The organism is Streptomyces phaeochromogenes (assembly GCF_001418655.1).
Lineage (GTDB): Bacteria > Actinomycetota > Actinomycetes > Streptomycetales > Streptomycetaceae > Streptomyces > Streptomyces phaeochromogenes.
Map to the genome: position 1 here is coordinate 1 of NZ_LIQZ01000210.1, position 20,200 is coordinate 20,200.

The following is a 20,200-nucleotide window of genomic DNA, read 5'->3' on the forward strand; positions in this document are numbered from 1 at the left end:
GCCCGCAACCGAGAAAGCACCCCACCCCACAACTCGGCCCGCGCGGAGAGCGGACGCCGAGTCGTCCCCGGCCACCAGGAGAACGCATGCACGGCGGCAACGCCGTCAATCACCGCGTCGAGACCGAGGAGCGCATCCGAGTCGGGCACGTCGAGCGGCGGCTGCCAGTACGTGAGGACGTCAGGCCGCCCCACCTCCTCCAGCAACCGCAGAACACGATCAGCACCATCGGTGAGGGTGTTGCGATGGAACTCGTAGGCGAGATACACACCCGCATCAGCCGCAAGCTCCGCCGCCCGCCGAGTGTCCTCGACCACCGCCGCCCGCTCCTCCGCCGAAGCCTCCTCCGTCCCCGTCGCCCCCGCCCAGATCCGAATACGTGGCGCCCCGAGCAGCACGGCGGACCGAAGGACCCCGTCGAACTCCGCGGGGTCGGTCCGCCCGGCGCGGTAGTACGAGCCGTACGAGGCCACCGCGAGCCCCGCCTCCTCGGTGGCGCCGCGAACCCGGACGGCCGCGGCCTCGTCACCCGCGGGCACGTGGACATCGGCACCCCACTCGACACACTCCAGCCCCGCCTCGACCGCTGCCGTGAGAACCCCGCCCACATCAAGGTGCCGCAGGGTGACGGAACACAGCCCCAGCCGCAGCGACACCCCGTTCACACCGACTCCTCGGTGACCGAGGGGCCACCCGCACCACCCCCACCGAAGTCCACGACCGTACGCACCCCGTCGCCCCACCGAACGGCGACAACAAGCCCACTCACCTCAACACCGGCCTGCCCGGCAATCGGCGCCGCACCGGCTTCCCCGGTAAGGGACGCCAACCCGACGAACACCGTCCCCTCCTCCCCCGCACCGACAACTCCGGTGAGTTCGGGAACAAGAGCCCACGGCCCGTACGCCGTCCCCTGCGGCGCCCGCACCACACACGACGCCTCCCAGCCGTACAGCCCGGCCAGTTGACTCGTCACCTCCGGCCCGTCGAGCCGTACCTCCGCGCCCTGTTGGACCTCGGGGACGGTCCCCGGCGGCAGCGCGACAGCCCAACCGCTGTGGTGGACCGGCGTCCCCACCGGCACACCCACCATGCGATGCACACGCAGTTCGAGCCGGCCGCGGGCCAGCGTCAGGCTCTCGATCCGCGCCGACGGAAGCACGGGCCCGCCCTCGGGGAAGACCGGCCGATGCCACGAGGCGAGCCAGTCACGCCCGGCACCCAGCGGATGGATGCGTACACGGGCACTCCGCAGGCCACGGGCCGACAGCGCGACGTGATTGTCGGCAGCGTTGGCCGCGCTGGTCGGACCGGTACGGGTGGAGTACGCGAACCGGGCGTACAACGGGTCGCCCGGCGCCCGCTCAGGCGCCCGCGAGTCGAGCTTGTAACTGCCGTGGTTGTGCAGGCGCGAGAGACCGTCCCGCCCCGTCGTCTGGACGAGCAGCCCGGGCGCGGGAAGGGCGAGCACCCGGTCGGCCCCCTCCACCGGCGCCCGCTCCTCCGTGGCCGTCCACACCGGATCGTCGGCCGGGATCAGCAGCGAGAGGAACCCCTTGGAGGCCCAGTACGGGGACCCGGGCCCGGAGTACCACTGGAGAGTCGCCTCGTGCGGCCCGTACCAGCCAAGTCCGAGGAGCCCGTCCGCGGTCGGCGCGTCCCGGTCGAGGAAGTGCCGCAGCCCCCCGCTGAGGATGCGGCGGCTGACGCCCGGGTCGAGCGGTGTCTCACCGGTGAGCGCACCGAGCGCCACGGCGGTGACGGCCGCGAAGCGGTAGGTCAGCGAGCGCCCGTGGTGAATGGGCGCACCGTTCGCGTCGAAGAGCAGCGAGAACCCGTCCAGGAACTCCCGCAGCCGCGGGCCGAGTCGGTCGAGCAGTGCCCGGTCCCCGGTGAGGTGGGCGTGCAGTATCGGGTAGAAGTGGAGGGCCCAGCCGTTGTAGTGGTCGAAGGAGCGGCCGTCGCCGTCGGAGTACCAGCCCTGGCCCTGGTACCAGCCGTCCAGCAGGCCGAGCCCGCGGTCGATCGCCCCGCGTGTCTCGGCGTCGCCCCGTCCCACGGACTCCAGGAATCCGGCCACGGTCAGCGGGAAGAGGTACCAGTTGTTGGGGGCGGGCGTGTGCCGCAGCGCGCCGCGCAGCCACCGCTCGACGCGGTCCTGGTCGGCGGCCGGGAGGGTGTCCCAGGTCCAGCGCGTGGTGAGCCGCAGGGCCAGCGCCACGGAGGCCGACTCCACCATGGGCTGGCCCTGGATACCGTGGTGGCCGATCTCCGGCCAGGACTCGGCGTCGTCGCGGCCGGGGGTGAGGGTGCCGCGTGCGAGGCCGGCGGTGTAGCGCTCCAGGAATCCGTGCGGGTCCTTGCCGGACGCCCCGGCGGTGCGGAACGCGGCGAGCAGGAACGTACGGGCGAACCCTTCGAGACCGTCCGAGCGCACCCCCGACCGCGAGGGCGGGCCGGGCAGGTCGATCAGGGCATGGCCGGGGGTGGCGTAGCGGAGGGCGGCGGCCAGCAGCCGGTCGCCGGTGGCTTCCCAGTGGGCGCGGGTGTAGCCGGTGTGCGGGCTGAGGGTGCGGTCTTCCTCAGGGGGCGTGGGGAGGGGGTGTTCAGGCATGGGAGTGGCCACATCTCCTGTTCGTTCCGGCGGTTTCCGAAAGCGGCTGTGATGGTCGGGTCAGGCGAGGCGGGCCAGGTGTTCGGGCCGGACGGGGTGGGCGAAGGGGCGGCCGAGGGCGTACGACTCGATCTCGGCCAGTGCCAGGTCGGCGAGGCGACGCAGTTCGCCGCCCTTCGAGCCGGCGATGTGCGGGGTGATGAGGACGTTCGGGCAGTCCCACAGCGGGGAGTCGGCGGGCAGTACCTCCGGCTCGGTGACGTCCAGGACCGCGTTGATCCGCCCGGACACCACCTCACCGGTGAGAGCGGTCTGGTCGATGACCGCTCCGCGCGCGGTGTTGATCAGCGTGGTGCCCGTGCGCAGCCGCCCCAGCAGTTCGCGGCCGACCAGGCCTCGGGTCTCGGGCAGCAGCGGTGTGTGCACGCTGAGTACGTCGCTGACCGCGAACAGATCGGGCAGGGAGACCGGCTCCGCCCCGAGATCGCGTGCCTCGGTGTCCGTGACGAAGGGGTCGTGGAGCAGCACGTTCAGATCGTGCGGGCGGAGCAGGTCGATGACGCGGCGCCCGATGACCGAGGCGCTCAGGATGCCCACGGTTCTGCGGTAGTTGCCCGCGTCGGGGTGGCGTGCGTTCCAGTCGACGCGCCGGCGTTCGGTGCGGTAGGTACGGGCGGTGTCGAGGACGCGTTTGTTGGCGAGCAGGATCATGGCGAGGGTGTACTCGGCGACCGGTACGGCGTTGGCCGCGGCGGCGGAGGACACGGTGATACCGCGCTCCCAGCAGGCGGCCGTGATGTGGTGGCGTACGGTCCCGGCGGTGTGCACCACCGCGCGCAGCCGGGGCGCGGCGTCGAGTACCGACGCGTCGATGGGCGGGCAGCCCCAGCCGGTGACGAGCAACTCGGCGTCGGCGAGCGCCTGTTGGGCGGCGGGGGTGGTGAAGTCGTCCAGTACGAGCTGCGGGTCGATGTCGGTGAGGGCGGCCAGCCGGGCCCGTACATCCGGGTCGAGGACCTGATCCGCGGTCCTGTGTGCCATGGCGAGCACGGCACGCGGGCGGGGACGGGGCCGGAGGTCGGCGTGAGTCACTTGGCGCTCCTACGGGTCAACTGGGGCTCCTTGCACAACACCTGACGACACGTCACTTGACGGAACATCACATGACGGCACATCACTTGACGCTTCCGGCGGTCAGGCCGGACTTCCAGTAACGCTGCAGCGTGACGAACGCGACGATCAGCGGCACGACGGCGAGCAGCGAGCCGATGACGACGAGCGGGTAGTACTCGGGCGAGACGGTGGCGGAGCTGTTCCAGGTGTAGAGCCCGAGGCTCAGCGGATAGAGGTGCTGGTCGGAGAGCATCACCATGGGCAGGAAGAAGTTGTTCCAGATGGCGGTGAGCTGGAACAGGAAGACGGTGACGAATCCGGGGCCGAGCATCCGCAGACTGACGCGCACGTACGTCTGCAGTTCGCCGGCGCCGTCCACGCGGGACGCCTCCAGCACCTCGTTGGGTACGTAGCCGCTGCTGAGCAGGCGGGCGAGGTAGACGCCGAAGGGGTTGAACAGGACGGGGACGAAGACCGCCCAGAAGGTGTTGACCAGGCCGATCTCGGAGGCCACCAGATAGAGCGGGAGGGCGAGGACGGTCTGCGGGACCATGACGCCGGTGAGGACGAGACCGAACAGCTTCTCCTTGTGCCGGAACTCGTACTTGTCGAAGGCGTATCCCGCGGAGACGCTGATGAGGGAGCCGACCAGGGCGCCGCCGACCGCGTACAGCAGGCTGTTGAGGTACCACTCGCCGTAGAGGCCGCCGTCCATGGCGAAGAGGTCGGAGAGGTTGCGGGAGAGGGAGAAGTCGCCGAGAGAGAAGATGTCGCTGCCGAAGAGGGCGTCGGCGTTCTTGGTGGACGCGAACAGCAGCCACAGGGCGGGCATCATCGTGTAGAGGGCGGCTATCAGGATGACGGCGTTGGCGACGCCGCGGCTGGTGAGCCCGGACCTGCCGAAGGGGCGGCCGAGCGGCTTGGTGGGCGGCTTGGTGGGTGGCCCGCCGGACGGGGTCGTGGGGGTCATGGGAGTCGTCGTGGTCATTTCGCGCTCCGTTCCCGGCGGCCGGCCCAACGAGTCACCGCGAACGACAGGGCGCAGGTGACGACGAGGAGGATGACGGAGGCCGCGGAGGCGAGTCCGTAGTTGTTGCGGCGGAAGGCCGCGTCGTAGATGTACATGTTCGGTGTGAAGCGGGAGTTGACCATCGGCGTCGCCTGGTTCATGAGCATCGGCTCGGTGAACAGCTGCAGCGCGGCGATCAGGGAGAACATGCACACCATCAGGACGGACCCCCTGATGATGGGGACCTTGACCTGGAGCGCGGTGCGCACGCCTCCCGCCCCGTCGATCCTGGCCGCTTCCAGCACCTCGCGCGGCAGCGCCTGGAGGGCGGCGTAGAAGATCACCATGTTGTAGCCGAGGCCGCTCCACAGGGCGATGTTGACGATCGACGGGAGCACGGTGTGCAGGCCCAGGAAGTCGATGGTGATGTCGGCCTCGGCGAAGAGCTTGATGACCGGGCTGAGCCCCGGTGTGTAGAGGTACAGCCAGATGACCGCCGCGATGATGCCGGGCACGGCGTGCGGCAGGTAGAGCAGCATCTGCGCGGTGCGCCGCAGCCGGATCAGTCCGGAGTCGAGCAGCAGGGCGAGGCCCAGTGAGCCGGCGACCACGAGCGGTACGAAGATCACGCAGTACAGGGCGATGGAGCCGAAGCCTGAGACGAAGCTCGGGTCCTGCAGCACGGCGAGGTAGCTGCGCAGCCCGGTGAAGATGGTGCGACCGCCTCCGAAGCCCAGGCCGTCGTGGTCCTCGGAGAAGAAACTGAGGTAGACGGCGTAGCCGACGGGGACGAGGAACACGGCGACGAGCAGTGCCGTGAACGGGGCGAGAAGCGTGACGTAGGCGAACCTCTGCTGTCGGCGTCCGGCTCTGCGGGTGCGGGCGGGGTCCGCCGGTGGCGGTGTGGTCCCCGCCCGTTTTCTGGGAGTCGTCACTGTGCTCACGGATGCACCTCGGATCCAACCTGATGTGCGGCTCTGGAGGGGTGGTGTGTGGCGGCGTGGTGTGGCACGGCGGCCGGTCAGCGGGTGGTGACGGACAGGCCGAGGCTCTTCAGGTCGGGCAGGGTCTTGCTCTGTGCCTCCCGGAGGGCCTCAAGGATGGTTCCGCTGCCGACACCGGCCCGCGCGAGCCCGTCGTCGCCCGAGCTGATCGTCGAGACCATGCGCGGCCCCCACTTCCATCGGGTGGAGATCAGCTCGGCCTCTCTCTGGAAGAGTCCGAAGATGTCCTGGCCGCCGTAGTAGCTGGTGTCCATCTCCTTACGGGCGACCGGAACCAGGTCGGTCACGGTCGGATACGCGCTGCTGACCCCGCTGGAGAGCTTGGCGCGCAGCGCGTCCGGGCTGGTGACCATCCAGGTGATGAACTCCAGGGCTTCCTCGGGGTGCGTGCTGTCCTTGGTGACCATGAAGGTCGAGCCGCCCTGGGTGCCCAGGGAGGGCTTCTCCGGGTCCCACTGCGGGGAGGGGGCGATGGCCCATTTGCCCTTGCCGCCCGGGGTGGAGGCCATCATCGAGCCCGCCGCCCAGGCGCCCGCCAGCCAGCCGGCCGTCTCACCGCTCTGCAGATGCGCCCGCCACTGCTGGCTGGACGAGGGCTCGACCCGCACCAGGTCGTCGTCGACCAGGCGCTGCCAGTACGCGGCGACCTTGCGGGTGGGGGCGTCGTCCATGGAGACGGTCCAGGACTTGTCGGAGGTGTCGTACCACTGGGCGCCGGCCTGCCAGGCGAGGCCGGCCATGGCGAGCGTGCCTCCGGTGGTGAAGAGAGAGGCGATACGGGAGTCGGGCTTGGCCTTCTTCAGCTTGCGGGCCGAGCTCTCGAACTCCGCCCAGGTCTTGGGCACGGGGATGTCGTACTTGGTGAACAGGTCCTTGCGGTAGAGGAAGACCATCGGTTCGATGTCGACCGGCAGGGCGTAGGTGCGCCCTTCGAAGGTGGTCAGGTCCATCGCCTGCGGGATGATCCTGCGGCGGACCGAGTCGGGCAGCATGTCCGTGATGTCGCGGGGCACACCGTCGATGGCGTAACTGGGCAGCTGGGGATACTCGATGGTGGCGACGTCGGGGGCGTTGCCCGCCCGGGCGGCGTTGCTGAGCTTGGCCCAGCCGCCCTGGTCGCCGGAGGGGACCTGCTCGAAGTCGACCTTGATTTTGGTGTGGGTGCGGTTGTACTCGTCCACGACCTCCTGGCTGCCGCGCAGCGCCGACCAGAAGGTGACGTGCACCGGACCGTCTCCGGCGCTGTCCGACTTCCCGCCGCCGGAGCAGCCCGCCACCAGCAGCATGGCGAAGATCGTGAGCAGTGCCGTCACGGCCGCACCTGAGCGTCTGACTGCTGGGCGTTGACCAGGCATGGGCCCTCCCGCGTCGTTGCTGGGTCATGGGCATCCTCAGCTTCAGACGAAAAAGGCGTCAATACATCGAACAGAAGAAACTAAAGCGGTCAAACGAACAACCCGGAGCGCCCGACGGAGTACCAGCCGGGATCAGGGACGGGGTCAGACTGTCGGCGCGGCCGTGGACTCCCTGACCACGAGACCCGGCAGCAGTTCCACATGCCGGGTGGCCCCGGGCCGCAGCCCGCCGCCCGCCATGTCGAGCCGTCGCAGCAGCAGTTCGACCCCGGTCCGGCCGAGCTCCGTCTTGGGCGGGGCGACGGCCGTCAGCGAGACCGGCCCCATGTCGGCGACCACGTCGTTGTAGGCGACCACCGAACAGCGCCCCGGCACGTCGATTCCCGCCGCCAGCAGGCGTTGCACCAGCATCAGCGCGTCCATGTCGCTGTGGATCAGCACCGCCGTCGCACCGCTCCTCCCGACCGCCTCGACCAGGTCGGACTCCCGTGGATCGGCGACGCGGGGATCGGGACCGGCGGTGCTCGAACTGAGAATCGTGGGGCATCCCTCCGCGAGCCCCCGGGCGGCGGTCTGCTCGGCGAACTCGGCGCGGATGACCCGCGCGGTGGGGCTGTCGTCGCGCGCCGCCAGCACGATCCGCCGGTGCCCGAGACCGACCAGGTGCCCGAGCGCCAGATGCACGCCGTACGCGTGGTCCGTACGCACGCAGTCCAGCGAGTAGATCCCGCCGGACCGGGCGGGGCGCCGCTCCACCAGCACCGCGGGGACGTCCAGGGCGGCCAGCCACGAGTGGTCCGCCTCCGCCTCCGCCCGGGTGCGCCAGTGCGGCGACAGCAGCAGGCCGCGCGCCCCGGCGTCCACCGCCTGGCGCACCGCCTCGCGCTCCGACCCGCCATCACCCGCGGTGATGTGCAGCGCCAGCCGCAGACCGGCCTTGGCGGCGGCCTCCCGCGCGCCCTGCACGGCCTCGGTGAGATACGTGTTGCTCTCCGGTACGACCATGGCGACCGCGTCGCCGCCGACGGGAGCCTCCTCGGGCACCGGCCGCAGGGAACGCGCCACCCCGTGCCCGCGGCGCACCTCCCCGCGCCGGGCCAGGTCCTCGACGTCCCGGCGCACCGTCACCACGGAGACGCCCAGTTCGTCGGCGAGGTCGGTGATGCGCGCGACACCCCGGTCCCGCACCGTCTCCGCGATCCGGTCCTGCCGTGTCCGCGCCGACTCCCGCATGTCCCCCACCGCTCCCGCCCACATCGGCCGCGCCGCCCGGCCACCACCGCACGGCGGTTCGCACGATCGAGTTTCGCACGATGACCCCATCGTAGCGATCAATCGATCAAAGTGACGGCCACGGCTGAGGTTCGTTGAACCTGTCACTGGACCGGGCGGGCGGTTTCCGGCGTGCGCCCCAAAGGCCGTACGAGGTCACGAGGTGTGGCCTGGTAGGGCTGATTCTTCGCGCCTTCCGTGGACGTCTGAGAATGAACGCCGAATGAACGTCGACGGAGGGAATCGCATCTACCTCCCCAGCAGTCCCTTCCGCCCCGCCCGCTCTGCCCGCTCTGCCCCAGGAACAGCCTTCATGCGCGTACAGCCGTACTCCGTGGTCGCCCCGGCCCCCTCCGGGCCCGACGGTGTCCTCGACGTCCCCCGGAAGTCCGTGTACCGGCCGCTTCGGCTGTGGGCGGGCCGCGTCCCGGTGCTCGCGGTCCTCGCCGTCCTCCCGCTGTACGGGGTGTGGGCGACGCTTCTCGCGACGGGCGGCGGCGATCTCGCGGCCCAGTACGCCTGGGCGGGCTTCTTCGCCCGGAACCCGGACTCGGTGTACGGACTGTTCTGGTACGGCGGTACGCACACCGCCAACTACAGCGTGCTGTCCCCTCCGTTGATGGCGATGCTGGGCGTACGGACCGCCTCCGTGCTGGCCGGGGTGGCCGCCACCTGGCTGCTGGGCTCCCTGCTGGAGCGGACCGTCGCCAGGGTGCCGCTGTGGCCCGCGCTGCTCGGCGCTCTCGGACTGTGGGCCAACGTCGCCTCGGGGCGCACCACGTTCGCCATCGGGCTGGCCTTCGGGCTCGCGGGCCTGCTGGCCGTGGCGGGCCGTCCGGAGCGGCGGGACCGGCTGACCGCGGGCGCCCTGGGAGCGCTGCTGGCCACCCTGGCCAGTCCGGTGGCCGGGCTGTTCCTGCTGGTGGCCGGTGCCGGGTACCTGCTCGACCGGCGGTACGCCAAGTGCCTCGCCCTCTCCGTGCCGCCCGTCGTCGTCTGCGCGTCGACGGCACTTCTGTTCCCCTTCCAGGGCGAGCAGCCCATGCCCGCGGTCCGCATGGTGCTGCCCCTGCTGCTGTCCGGCGCCGTGCTGTGGGCGGCTCCCCGCGCGTGGCGGGTGCTGCGCGGCGGGGCGGCCGTGTACGCCGTCGGAGTCGTACTGACCTGTCTCGTCCCCTCGCCCATCGGCACCAACGTGGAACGGCTCGCGGCGCTCTTCGCCCCCGCCGTGCTGCTCGTGTGCCTGCGGGGCGCGGGCGGGTCGGGTGACGCCCTGCCCGCCCTGCGGAGGACCTTCGCGCGGAGGACTTTCGCGAGGAAGACCTCCGGGCGGCAGACCTCCTGGTGGCGGACGTCCCCGCGCTGGGCCGTCCCGGTCGCCCTCGCACTCGCCGCGTCGGTCGCCTGGACCACCACGACGACCGCCAACGACCTGCGGGTCACCACGTCGGTGCCGGCCTGGGCCACGCACACCGCCGGGGTGCTCGCCGAGCTCGACCGGCTCGACGCGGCTCGCGACCGGGTCGAGGTGGTGCCCGCCCGCAACCACCGCGAGGCCACCCTCTTCGCGCCGCACGCGCAGCTGATGCGGGGCTGGAACCGGCAGTTGGACGTCGAGCGGGGCCGGCTGTTCTACGAGGGCGCGCTCGACGCCCCGCGCTACCACGCCTGGCTGCGCCACTGGGCCGTGGGATACGTCGTCGTGCCCGACGGGACACCCGACGGCCCCGCCGAGCACGAGGCCGCCCTCGTCACCTCCGGGCAGGACTGGCTGGAGCCCGTGTGGCACGACGCGTACTGGAGGATCTACCGCGTCCGGGACGCGGAGCCGCTCGTCTCGGCGCCCGCGCGAGTGGTGCGGGCGGGCGAGGCGGCCGTGGTGCTGAGGGTTCCGGGGCCCGGGACCGTGACCGTCCGGGTCCGGTACTCGCCGTGGCTGCGGGCCGCCGGAGCCTGCGTACGGCCGGACGGACCCTGGACACGGCTGACCGTGCGGCGTGCAGGGCTGTACCGGCTGGACTCCAGCTATGTGAACGGACCCTCGGACGAGGACGGTTGCCTGCCGGCCGAGGACGGCCCGGGGCAGGGACTGCAGTGACCCGACAGGGGCGGCAAACAGCCCGACAGGGGTGGCCATGGCCCGGCAGGCGCGGCACGGCACGGCAGATGCGGCACGGCCGGCGCCGGTGAACCGGTGAAACCGAACCGGGCCCGCCCGCCGGGTCTCCTGGGACGCGGCGGGCGGGCCCGGCCCGGTACGTGCTCGTCGGCGGTCAGCCGACGAGCGTGATGTCCTGCTGCTGGCGCGCGTGGAAGTACGGCAGCGGAAGGCCGCCGGAGCGCAGCTCCATCACCGTGGCCTCGACGCGGGCCGCGCCCGGCCTGAACCGTCCCGGCTCGGTGCGGTCGGTGTTCGTCCAGCGGTGCTCGGCGCCGTCGCAGACCGCGCTGGTGCCCCCGACTCCCTTCCGTGACTTGCCCTCGCCCTGGCCGAGCGAGGAGCTCACGAAGACCGGTCCCGTGCCGCCCGTGCAGCGGTAGGTGCCGGAGAGGGTGACCGTGCCGTCCGCGGCGAGACGGCCCGTCGGGTCGACCGTCACCGTCTCGAACGGCCCCGACCGTCCGGACAGTCCGAGCGAGTCGGCGAGTGCGTGCGCGGACGACGGGGTGGCGAGCAGCAGTAGCGCGGCACCGGCAGCTGTGCCCATGACCTGGCGCAATGGCATTGGAGTACCTCCTGGAGTGGGGGTCTCCACAGGTACCGGCCCGGTGTGCTCGCGCGCGTGATCATCACCCCTTTGGTGGCGAGTCCGCACCATCCGTCCTGGGCACGTCCGAGTGTTGTCCGCGTGTTGTCACGCTTCCCTTCCCGCTGTTCCGATGAGTTCGCGGCAGGAGGATGGTCTATTCACAACGAGGCGACGACAACGCCGCCGAACCCTTCGCACGTGGAGGTACGCCATGTGTTCCCACCAGTCTTCGTGCCCGTCCGCCGACCGCACCGAGCGCTCCCACCGCGACGACGCGCACATCGTGTCCGCGCACCCCGAGCAGGGCTGGTACCTGCTGTGCGACGGCGCGATCGTCTTCGACGACACCGGCGCGCTGCTACCCGACGGCCGTATCGTCGCCCCGCACCGGGTGCCGGCCGCGCAGCTGACCATCGCGGCCTGACACTCCCCCGGATCCCGTCGGGGACGGGCCGGGCCTCCACCGGGGGGCAAGGAACGCCTATCGCGGCCCATTGACTGCCGTCACGAAGGCGATACGCTCCTGGCAGGCCGCAGCGGTTCCGGCTGCGCGCCGACGTCAACCCGGCACGTACGGAAGGCGGTTCCGTACGGAGGGAAAGTGATCCCGCGCCCCCGGAAGGTGATCAAGCGTGATGGTGACGATCTAGAGTGATCATCGTGTCCGAGCAGCACACTCCCCGGTCCCTCATCGTCACCTTCTACGGCGCGTACGGCCGCTTCGCCCCTGGTCCCGTACCCGTGGCCGAACTCATCCGGCTTCTCGCCGCGGTCGGCGTGGACGCGCCCTCCGTACGTTCGTCGGTGTCCCGGCTCAAACGCCGCGGGCTGCTGGTGCCGGCGCGCACGGCGTCGGGCGCGGCCGGGTACGTACTGTCGCCGGACGCGCGGCAGCTCCTGGACGACGGCGACCGGCGGGTCTACGCGGCCTCACCCCCCGAGGACGACAGCTGGGTGCTCGCCGTGTTCTCCGTGCCGGAGTCCGAGCGGCAGAAACGTCACGTACTGCGCTCCCGTCTGTCCGGCCTCGGTTTCGGGACGGCCGCCCCCGGGGTGTGGCTCGCGCCCGCCCGCCTCTACGAGGAGACCCGCCACACGCTGGAACGGCTGCGCCTCGACACGTACGTCGAACTGTTCCGCGGCGAGCACCTGGGGTTCGCGGCGACGGCCGACGCGGTCGCCCGCTGGTGGGACCTCGCCGCGATCGCCAAGCAGCACGAGGCGTTTCTCGACACCCACGCGCGCGTGCTGCACGACTGGGAGGCGCGGGACGACACCCCCGAGGAGGAGGCGTACCGCGACTACCTGCTCGCCCTGGACACCTGGCGGCATCTCCCGTACGCCGATCCCGGGCTGCCTCCCGCGCTGCTGCCCGAGGACTGGCCGGGCGCCCGCTCGGCGGCCGTGTTCCGGGCGCTGCACGAGCGGCTGCGGGACGCGGGGGCAGCTTTCGCGGGCGTACCGGGAAACCACCCCAAACCCGAAAGCGTGTGACGCCAGACACACTTCGGACCGCTAAGGCAACGCTCAGGCTCCTCAGTCCCTCTTCTCATAATCCTTACCTAGCGTCGTGACGCATGAGTCTGATGCGCAGTCTGAACCGGGCGCTCTCCGCCACCACCGGCCTCCAGGTGCGTAGGGCCGCTCCCGTCGCGCCGCCCGGGCCGAAGAAGACGGCGGCGAAACCCGGGAAGCGGCCCACGCCGGTGTACCGATGTCCCGCGCCCGTGGACCTCGCGACGGACCGGCTGCTACGGGAGCCGGTCTTCATCATGTCGCCGGTGCGCTCCGGCTCGACCCTGCTGCGGATGCTCCTGAACGCGCACTCGCGGTTCCACTCCCCGCACGAGCTGCACATCCGCCGCCTCGAGGTCGACTTCGGCAGCAAGCTGTCCCAGCGTGCGATGAGCGCCCTGGACCTGGAGCGCGGCGATCTGGAGCATCTGCTCTGGGACCGGGTCATGCACCGGGAACTGGTCAGGTCCGGCAAGGACTTCATCGTCGAGAAGACGCCGAGCAACGCGTTCGTGTACCGGCGCATCCGGGACTGCTGGCCCGACGCCCGCTTCGTCTTCCTGCTCCGCCACCCGGTGTCCATCGCCCGGTCCTGGCACGAGGGCGACCCCGAGAAGCGGACCTTCGACGAGGCCACCGCCGACGCGCTGCGCTACATGCAGGCCGTCGACAACGCCCGCAAGGGGATCACCGGCGGCCACACCCTGCGCTACGAGGACATCACCGCCGGCCCCGAGAAGGAGATGCGCCGGCTCTGCGCCTTCCTGGACGTGGACTTCGAGCCGACGATGCTCGACTACGGAAGGAAGGACGACACACAGGTCGTGAAGGGCCTCGGCGACTGGCGGGACAAGATCCGCACCGGTCAGGTGCAGAGCGGCCGGGCACTGCCCGCCGAGGACGAGATACCGGCGATCCTGCGACCGATGTGCGAGGCCTGGGGCTACACCTCGTGAAGCCGCACGCCGAGATAGCCGAGGTCTGGCCGCGCGACGGGCGCGTCAGACTCGTCGGACACATCCACGGGCACCCCGCCGAGGGCCAGTGGCGGCTGCTGCTCACCCGCCGGAGCCACGCGGAACAGCGCCTCGACTATCCCGCACAGGTGAAGGGCGACCGTTTCGAGGGCGAACTGCCCGTCGCCGACCTGGCGGCGGCGACCGGCACCGCCGAGGCCGAGATCGGGACCGGGGCCCTGGTCGGAGTCGGGGCCGGAGTCGAGGAGTGGGACATCCATCTCACCGACGGCGAGGTGGAGTTGAGGGCCGGACGGCGGCTCGACGACATCCACGGCAAGAAAAAGATCATGGTCTTTCCCGAGCAACGGGTACGCGGCATCGGTGTACGTCCGTACTACACGGTGAAGGACAACCTTTCGCTGGAGTGCCGCACGGGAGCCTCGACATGACGATCCATCAGATCGGCGGGCGGCCGAAGGTCCGCTATCTGCTCCTGCACGCGTACGGGCGTGGCGGCACCATCCGCACGGTGATGAACCAGGCCAACTCCCTGGTGCAGGCGGGCTGGCAGGTCGAGCTGGTGAGCGCGCTGCGCCGCCGTGACGACCTCCAGTTCCCGCTCGACCCGCGCGTAAAGGTCACGACGGTCGTCGACCAGCGCGAGGAGGCCCACACCCCGCCGTCGGGCCCGCTCGGCCGCTGGCAGGACTGGCGCCGCGGCCGGCTCACCGAGCGGCCCGCGCGGCACATCCCGTGCGGCGAGTTCGGCTACCGCTACTTCAACCGGTACGTGGAACAGCGGCTCATCGCGTATCTCTCCTCGCTGCGCGACGGGGTGCTGGTGACCACGCGGCCCGCGCTCAACTTCCTGGCCGCGGAACACGCGACGGGCGGCGTGGTGCGTGTCGCGCAGGAGCACATGAACCACGGCACGCACAAGCAGGACGTGCGGCAGCGCATCCGGGAGACCTACGCGCGCTTCGACGCGGTCGCCGTCCTCACCGAACGGGACCGCGAGGAGTACGAGCAACTGCTGCCCGGCACCCGGGTCGTGCGCATCCCCAACGCCGTGCACTCCCTCGACCAGGTGCCCTCGGACCATCGCTCGAAGATCGCGGTGGCGGCCGGCCGGCTCTTCCCGCAGAAGGGCTTCGACCTGCTGATCCCGGCGTGGGCGAAGCTCGTCGAGACGTACCCCGACTGGCAGTTGAGGATCTACGGCAGCGGCGAGAAGAAGGCCGAGCTGCGGGAGCTCATCGAGGAGCACCACCTCTACAACCACGTGTTCCTGATGGGCCACACCGACCGGCTCGACGACGAACTCGCCAAGGCTTCCTTCTACGTGCTCAGTTCGCGTTTCGAGGGGCTGCCGATGGTGATGATCGAGGCGATGAGCCACTCGCTTCCGGTGGTGAGCTTCGACTGCCCGACCGGGCCCTCGGACGTGCTCACCCACGGAGTCGACGGTCTGCTGGTCGCCCCGGAGGACCCCGACGCGCTCGCCGACGCCATGGCCAAGCTGATGGGCGACCGGGCGCTGCGGGCGGACATGGGCGTCGCCGCCGTACTGACGGCGGCCTCGTACGGACCGGACGCCGTGCACCCCCGCTGGGAGGCCCTCTTCCGCGAACTCCACGAGGTTCGTGAACTCCACGACCTCCACGACCTCTCCGATCAACGGCACCGCGCCGCGGGCGCCTCGAAGGGACAGCGCGCATGACCACCACGGCCAGGGGCCGTCAGAAGCCCCCCACCGCTCAGGGAGCCACCATCTGGCTCACCGGGCTGCCGAGCGCGGGCAAGACGACCATCGCCCGCTTCCTCGCCGGCCGGCTGCGGTCCGAGGGACACCGCGTGGAGGTCCTCGACGGCGACGAGATCCGCCGCTTCCTCTCCGCCGGGCTCGGCTTCTCCCGCGAGGACCGCAACACCAACGTGCAGCGCATCGGCCTGGTCGCCGAAGTCCTCGCCCGCAACGGGGTACTGGCGGTGGTCCCGGTCATCGCGCCGTACGCCGACAGCCGCGAGGCGGTGCGCAAACGGCACGAGGCCAGCGGCACGCCGTACATCGAGGTGCATGTCGCCACTCCGGTCGAGGTGTGCAGCGAGCGGGACGTAAAGGGCCTGTACGCACGACAGGCGGCGGGACAGCTGACCGGCCTCACGGGCGTCGACGACCCGTACGAGCCGCCGCTGGACCCCGCGCTGTCCCTGGCGACGCAGTCGCAGACGCCCGAGGAGTCGGCGGACGCGGTGCACGCGGTGCTGGCCGCCAGGGGGCTCGTGTGACACCGGGCCCGACGACCGCCGACACGACCGCCGACCGTACGCACGCGTTTCCGCAGCAGGCGCTTCCGCAGCACTCGCTCCCACAACGCGCGCTCCCTCCGCACGCGCTCTCACATCTGGACGCTCTGGAGTCCGAGGCGGTGCACATCTTCCGCGAGGTGGCGGGCGAGTTCGAGCGGCCGGTGATCCTGTTCTCCGGCGGCAAGGACTCCATCGTCATGCTGCATCTCGCGCTGAAGGCGTTCGCGCCCGCTCCGGTGCCGTTCTCGCTGCTGCATGTGGACACAGGACACAACTTTCCGGAAGTCCTTGAGTACAGGGACCATGTGGTGGCCGCACATGGGCTCCGGCTCCATGTGGCCTCCGTACAGGACTACATCGACCGGGGTGTGCTGAGGGAACGTCCCGACGGGACGCGTAACCCGCTGCAGACGGTGCCGCTGACGGAGAGGATCCAGGCCGAGCGGTTCGACGCCGTCTTCGGCGGCGGACGCCGGGACGAGGAGAAGGCACGCGCCAAGGAGCGGGTGTTCTCTCTGCGCGACGAGTTCTCCCAGTGGGACCCGCGCCGCCAGCGCCCCGAGCTGTGGAACCTCTACAACGGACGGCACGCCGCCGGCGAGCACGTCCGCGTCTTCCCGCTGTCCAACTGGACCGAGCTGGACGTCTGGCAGTACATCGCCCGCGAGGGGATCGAGCTGCCGGAGATCTACTTCGCGCACGAACGTGAGGTCTTCCAGCGGGCCGGTATGTGGCTGACGGCGGGCGAGTGGGGCGGCCCGAAGGACGGCGAGACCGTCGAGAAGAGGCAGGTCCGCTACCGGACCGTCGGTGACATGTCCTGCACCGGCGCCGTCGACTCGGACGCCACCACGCTGGACGCCGTGATCACCGAGATCGCCGCCTCCCGGCTCACCGAGCGGGGCGCCACCCGCGCCGACGACAAGATGTCCGAGGCCGCGATGGAAGACCGCAAGCGCGAGGGGTACTTCTAGAGATGACCGGCACCATCGAACCCACGGCCGCCACCAGCGCTGCCGCCGCACCCCTCACCACCGTCGACACCCTGCGCTTCGCCACCGCGGGGTCCGTCGACGACGGCAAGTCCACCCTCGTCGGCCGGCTGCTGCACGACTCCAAGTCGGTCCTCACCGACCAGCTGGAGGCCGTGGAGCGCGTCTCCCAGAGCCGTGGCCAGGACGCGCCGGACCTGGCGCTGCTCACCGACGGCCTGCGGGCCGAGCGGGAGCAGGGCATCACCATCGACGTGGCGTACCGCTACTTCGCCACGCCCCGGCGCCGGTTCATCCTCGCCGACACCCCCGGCCACGTGCAGTACACCCGCAACATGGTCACCGGCGCCTCCACGGCCGAACTGGCGATCATCCTGGTCGACGCCCGCAACGGCGTCGTCGAGCAGACCCGCCGCCACGCGGCGATCGCCGCACTGCTGCGCGTCCCGCACATCGTACTGGCCGTCAACAAGATGGACCTCGTCGGATACGAGGAGAAGGAGTTCGAGCGGATCGTCGAGGACTTCGCGGGCCACGCCGCGGAGTTGGGCCTGCCCGGTTTCACACCGATCCCCGTGTCGGCCCTGGCGGGCGACAACGTGGTGGACCGCTCGACGCGTATGGACTGGTACGAGGGTCCGGCACTGCTCCGGCACCTGGAGTCCGTCCCGGTCGGCGGCGACCGCTCGGGCGAACCCACGCGCTTCCCCGTCCAGTACGTGATCCGGCACGCCGAGATCCGTTACTACGCGGGCCAGTTGGTCTCCGGCTCACTGCGGGTCGGAGACCGGGTGACGGTCCACCCCTCCGGCGAGACGTCCGCGATCACCGGCATCGACGTACTCGGCGAGGACGCGCGGGAGGCGTACGCTCCGCAGTCGCTGACCCTGCGCCTGGCCGACCAGCGCGACGTCTCGCGCGGCGACATGATCACGACCGGGGCGGACGTGCCCGCGCTCACCCGGGACGTCCGGGCCGCCGTCTGCCATCTGGCCGACCGTCCGCTGCGGGTCGGCGACCGGGTCCTGGTCAGGCACACGACCCGTACGGTCAAGGCGATCGTGAAGGATCTGGCCGGAGCCGCCGAGCTGACCGCCAACGACCTGGGCCGGATCACCCTGCGCACCGCCGAGCCACTCGCGCTCGACGACTACGCGGACTCGCGCCGCACCGGGGCGTTCATCCTGGTCGACCCGGCGGACGGGGCGACGCTGACGGCGGGGATGGTCGATCTGAGGGAGGCCGGCTCGCACGTGTGAGCCGACCCGTCCGAAATAGGGCTGTGGGAGGCCAGGCACCGAGGTGCCTGGCCTCCCACAGCCCTATTTCGTCTTGATGACTTCCGTCATAGATGCGCGACAACGCGGTCACGGAGTCACGACTCGTCGATAGGCCGGTAACGACAGGCGCAGAACGCGGGATGCGGAGCGTTCACCTGGGTAAGCAGCCCGATACCGGGCCGAACGTCCCGAAAAAAGCCCGCCGAGCGCCTCTGTCCGGTTGCGTCGTACCATTCCTAAAGTTGAAAGCAGGACATCCTGCTCCATGAACGGACCCGCCTTGCACGATCCCCACGCTCCAGCCTCCTGGCGCATCGCTCTGCCGCACACCGCTGCGGCAGTGCCTGTCGCCCGCGCCCTGGTCCGTACCGCGCTCGCCGAGCTGGAACACGCCGCCGACAGCGACACCGCCGAGCTGCTCACCGCGGAGCTGGTGGCGAACGCCGTGGAGCACACCAAGGGCGACCGGCCCATAGAGCTGGTCGTGGAGCTGCTGCCGACCGGCTGCCAGGTCGAGGTACACGACCCGGACCCGTCCCCGCCGGGCGATCTCACGATCCCCGACCCGTCGGGCGAGCCCGACCCCTGGCAGGAGCACGGCCGCGGGCTGCTGCTGATCCGCGCCCTCAGCTCGTCGTGCGGGCACCGGCCCACGGACTCCGGGAAGGCGGTCTGGTTCAGGCTGCCGGCGGTGCCGCACCAGCGGAACCCGCTGTAGCGGCGACGACGCCACCCGCCGCACCCCTCGCACGCGTCTCGGCGCTCTTCACGCCCCTCGCGGCACCCTTCACGCCCCTGGCTCCCCCGACTCCCCTGGCTCCCCTCAGGCGAGGGTCGCGACGAGCACCGCCTTGATCGTGTGCAGCCGGTTCTCCGCCTCGTCGAAGACGACCGAGTGGGCCGACTCGAAGACCTCGTCGGTGACCTCCAGCGAGTCCAGGCCGTGCCGCTCGTGGATGTCCCGGCCGACCTTCGTACCCAGGTCGTGGAAGGCCGGCAGACAGTGCAGGAACTTGACGTCCGCGTTGCCGGTGGCCCGCAGGACGTCCATCGTCACCGCATACGGGCCAAGCGCGACGATGCGCTCGTCCCAGACCTCCTTGGGCTCGCCCATGGACACCCAGACGTCGGTGGCGACGAAGTCGGCGCCCGCGACCCCCTCCGCGACGTCCTCGGTGAGCGTGATCCGCGCCCCGCTGCGCACGGCGAGCTCGCGCGCCCGGTCGACGATCTCCTCGGCGGGCCAGTAGGCCTTCGGCGCGACGATCCGTACGTCCATGCCGAGCAGCGCACCGGTGACCAGGTAGGAGTTGCCCATGTTGAAGCGCGCGTCGCCGAGGTAGGCGAAGGCGGTCCGGTTCAGCGGCTTGGTGGTGTGCTCGGTCATCGTGAGGACGTCGGCGAGCATCTGGGTCGGGTGCCAGGCGTCGGTCAGACCGTTGTAGACGGGCACGCCCGCGTGGGCGGCCAGCTCCTCGACGCCCTCCTGGCTGTCCCCGCGGTACTGGATCGCGTGGAACATCCGGCCGAGCACCCGTGCGGTGTCCTTCACGGACTCCTTGTGCCCTATCTGTGAGCCCGACGGGTCGAGGTAGGTGGTGGAAGCGCCCTGGTCGGCGGCGGCGACCTCGAACGCGCAGCGCGTGCGCGTCGAGGTCTTCTCGAAGATCAGCGCGATGTTCCGGCCCCGCAGGTGCTGGATCTCCGTCCCGGCCTTCTTCGCCGCCTTCAGCTCTGCGGCGAGCCCGATCAGGCCATGGAACTCCTCCTCCGTGAAGTCCAGCTCCTTCAGGAAGTGGCGGCCGGCGAGGGCGTACGGGACTGTCGCCATGGGGGCGCTCCAGGGTTACGTAAACAAGGACTCTTGGAATTCTATACGATGCTCCACATTTCTATACGGAATCATTATCGAGATGTAGGACTCACTTTCGAGGCCCCGGACCTCCGGTTCGGCGACCGGCGGACCGGCTCCCGCTCAGCCGACCGGATCCCGCTGCACCGGACAGCTCATACACCGAGGCCCGCCC

19 protein-coding genes are annotated in these 20,200 nt (G+C 70.8%); 10 read left to right on the forward strand and 9 right to left on the reverse strand.

Annotated features, from left to right (window positions below; translation table 11 throughout):
• The 7 genes from AOK17_RS26840 to AOK17_RS26870 form a co-directional block, all read right to left on the reverse strand.
• Positions 1-665: sugar phosphate isomerase/epimerase family protein (locus tag AOK17_RS26840; RefSeq protein ID WP_245697370.1), on the reverse strand; the 665-nt coding region annotated here is incomplete at its 3' end.
• Positions 662-2,614: a DUF2264 domain-containing protein gene (locus AOK17_RS26845; RefSeq protein ID WP_055615127.1), complete on the reverse strand. Its 1,953-nt coding sequence runs from the start codon at positions 2,612-2,614 to the stop codon at positions 662-664. The genes AOK17_RS26845 and AOK17_RS26840, both read right to left, overlap by 4 nt.
• A 60-nt stretch (positions 2,615-2,674) precedes the next feature.
• The gene (locus AOK17_RS26850; RefSeq protein WP_055615141.1) at positions 2,675-3,655 is read right to left on the reverse strand and encodes a hydroxyacid dehydrogenase; all 981 of its coding nucleotides are present in this window, start codon (positions 3,653-3,655) and stop codon (positions 2,675-2,677) included.
• A gap of 133 nt (positions 3,656-3,788) precedes the next feature.
• Entirely contained in the window at positions 3,789-4,715 is a 927-nt protein-coding gene (locus AOK17_RS26855) for a carbohydrate ABC transporter permease (protein WP_055615128.1), read from the reverse strand.
• Positions 4,712-5,680, reverse strand: coding sequence for a carbohydrate ABC transporter permease (locus AOK17_RS26860; protein ID WP_055615129.1), 969 nt, complete (start codon positions 5,678-5,680; stop codon positions 4,712-4,714). Before AOK17_RS26860 ends, AOK17_RS26855 begins: the two co-directional genes overlap by 4 nt.
• A gap of 77 nt (positions 5,681-5,757) precedes the next feature.
• Positions 5,758-7,095, reverse strand: a complete 1,338-nt coding sequence (locus AOK17_RS26865) for an ABC transporter substrate-binding protein (RefSeq protein WP_055615130.1) — start codon at positions 7,093-7,095, stop codon at positions 5,758-5,760.
• Between the two features lie 144 nt (positions 7,096-7,239).
• Positions 7,240-8,328 carry a LacI family DNA-binding transcriptional regulator gene (locus tag AOK17_RS26870; RefSeq protein WP_055615131.1) on the reverse strand — a complete coding sequence of 363 codons (1,089 nt, stop codon included), beginning with the start codon at positions 8,326-8,328 and terminating at the stop codon, positions 7,240-7,242.
• A 352-nt stretch (positions 8,329-8,680) separates the two neighbouring features.
• On the opposite strand from AOK17_RS26870, the gene AOK17_RS26875 reads away from it, so the two are divergent.
• On the forward strand, positions 8,681-10,465 hold the full coding sequence (locus AOK17_RS26875; protein WP_245697372.1) for a hypothetical protein: 1,785 nt from the start codon (positions 8,681-8,683) through the stop codon (positions 10,463-10,465).
• Between the two features lie 175 nt (positions 10,466-10,640).
• On the opposite strand, the gene AOK17_RS26880 is transcribed toward AOK17_RS26875, so the two are convergent.
• Positions 10,641-11,093: a DUF6299 family protein gene (locus tag AOK17_RS26880; RefSeq protein ID WP_055615132.1), complete on the reverse strand. Its 453-nt coding sequence runs from the start codon at positions 11,091-11,093 to the stop codon at positions 10,641-10,643.
• Between the two features lie 235 nt (positions 11,094-11,328).
• Here AOK17_RS26880 and AOK17_RS26885 point away from each other — a divergent pair, with 235 nt between their 5' ends.
• The 9 genes from AOK17_RS26885 (at position 11,329) to AOK17_RS26925 (ending at position 18,891) form a co-directional block, all read left to right on the forward strand.
• A complete protein-coding gene (locus tag AOK17_RS26885) occupies positions 11,329-11,541 on the forward strand; it encodes a DUF5999 family protein (RefSeq protein WP_055615133.1) in 213 nt (70 codons plus the stop codon).
• Positions 11,542-11,768: 227 nt separating this feature from the next.
• Positions 11,769-12,611 (forward strand): PaaX family transcriptional regulator, encoded by an 843-nt coding sequence (locus tag AOK17_RS26890; protein WP_055615134.1) that lies wholly within the window; start codon positions 11,769-11,771, stop codon positions 12,609-12,611.
• Positions 12,612-12,694: 83 nt separating this feature from the next.
• Complete coding sequence (locus AOK17_RS26895; protein WP_055615135.1) at positions 12,695-13,588, forward strand: sulfotransferase family protein; 894 nt, start codon at positions 12,695-12,697, stop codon at positions 13,586-13,588.
• Entirely contained in the window at positions 13,585-14,040 is a 456-nt protein-coding gene (locus tag AOK17_RS26900; RefSeq protein ID WP_055615136.1) for a hypothetical protein, read from the forward strand. The genes AOK17_RS26895 and AOK17_RS26900 overlap by 4 nt, the downstream gene beginning before the upstream one ends.
• Positions 14,037-15,311 (forward strand): glycosyltransferase family 4 protein, encoded by a 1,275-nt coding sequence (locus AOK17_RS26905; protein WP_079053306.1) that lies wholly within the window; start codon positions 14,037-14,039, stop codon positions 15,309-15,311. Before AOK17_RS26900 ends, AOK17_RS26905 begins: the two co-directional genes overlap by 4 nt.
• Complete coding sequence (gene cysC, locus AOK17_RS26910) at positions 15,308-15,880, forward strand: adenylyl-sulfate kinase (protein WP_055615137.1); 573 nt, start codon at positions 15,308-15,310, stop codon at positions 15,878-15,880. Before AOK17_RS26905 ends, cysC begins: the two co-directional genes overlap by 4 nt.
• A 116-nt stretch (positions 15,881-15,996) precedes the next feature.
• Positions 15,997-16,875: a sulfate adenylyltransferase subunit CysD gene (gene cysD / locus AOK17_RS26915; RefSeq protein ID WP_055615143.1), complete on the forward strand. Its 879-nt coding sequence runs from the start codon at positions 15,997-15,999 to the stop codon at positions 16,873-16,875.
• Between the two features lie 2 nt (positions 16,876-16,877).
• The gene (locus AOK17_RS26920; RefSeq protein WP_079053305.1) at positions 16,878-18,152 is read left to right on the forward strand and encodes a sulfate adenylyltransferase subunit 1; all 1,275 of its coding nucleotides are present in this window, start codon (positions 16,878-16,880) and stop codon (positions 18,150-18,152) included.
• A gap of 286 nt (positions 18,153-18,438) precedes the next feature.
• Positions 18,439-18,891, forward strand: a complete 453-nt coding sequence (locus AOK17_RS26925; RefSeq protein WP_055615138.1) for an ATP-binding protein — start codon at positions 18,439-18,441, stop codon at positions 18,889-18,891.
• Between the two features lie 105 nt (positions 18,892-18,996).
• On the opposite strand, the gene argF is transcribed toward AOK17_RS26925, so the two are convergent.
• Entirely contained in the window at positions 18,997-20,004 is a 1,008-nt protein-coding gene (gene argF / locus AOK17_RS26930; RefSeq protein WP_055615139.1) for an ornithine carbamoyltransferase, read from the reverse strand.
• Between the last annotated feature and the right edge of the window lie 196 nt (positions 20,005-20,200).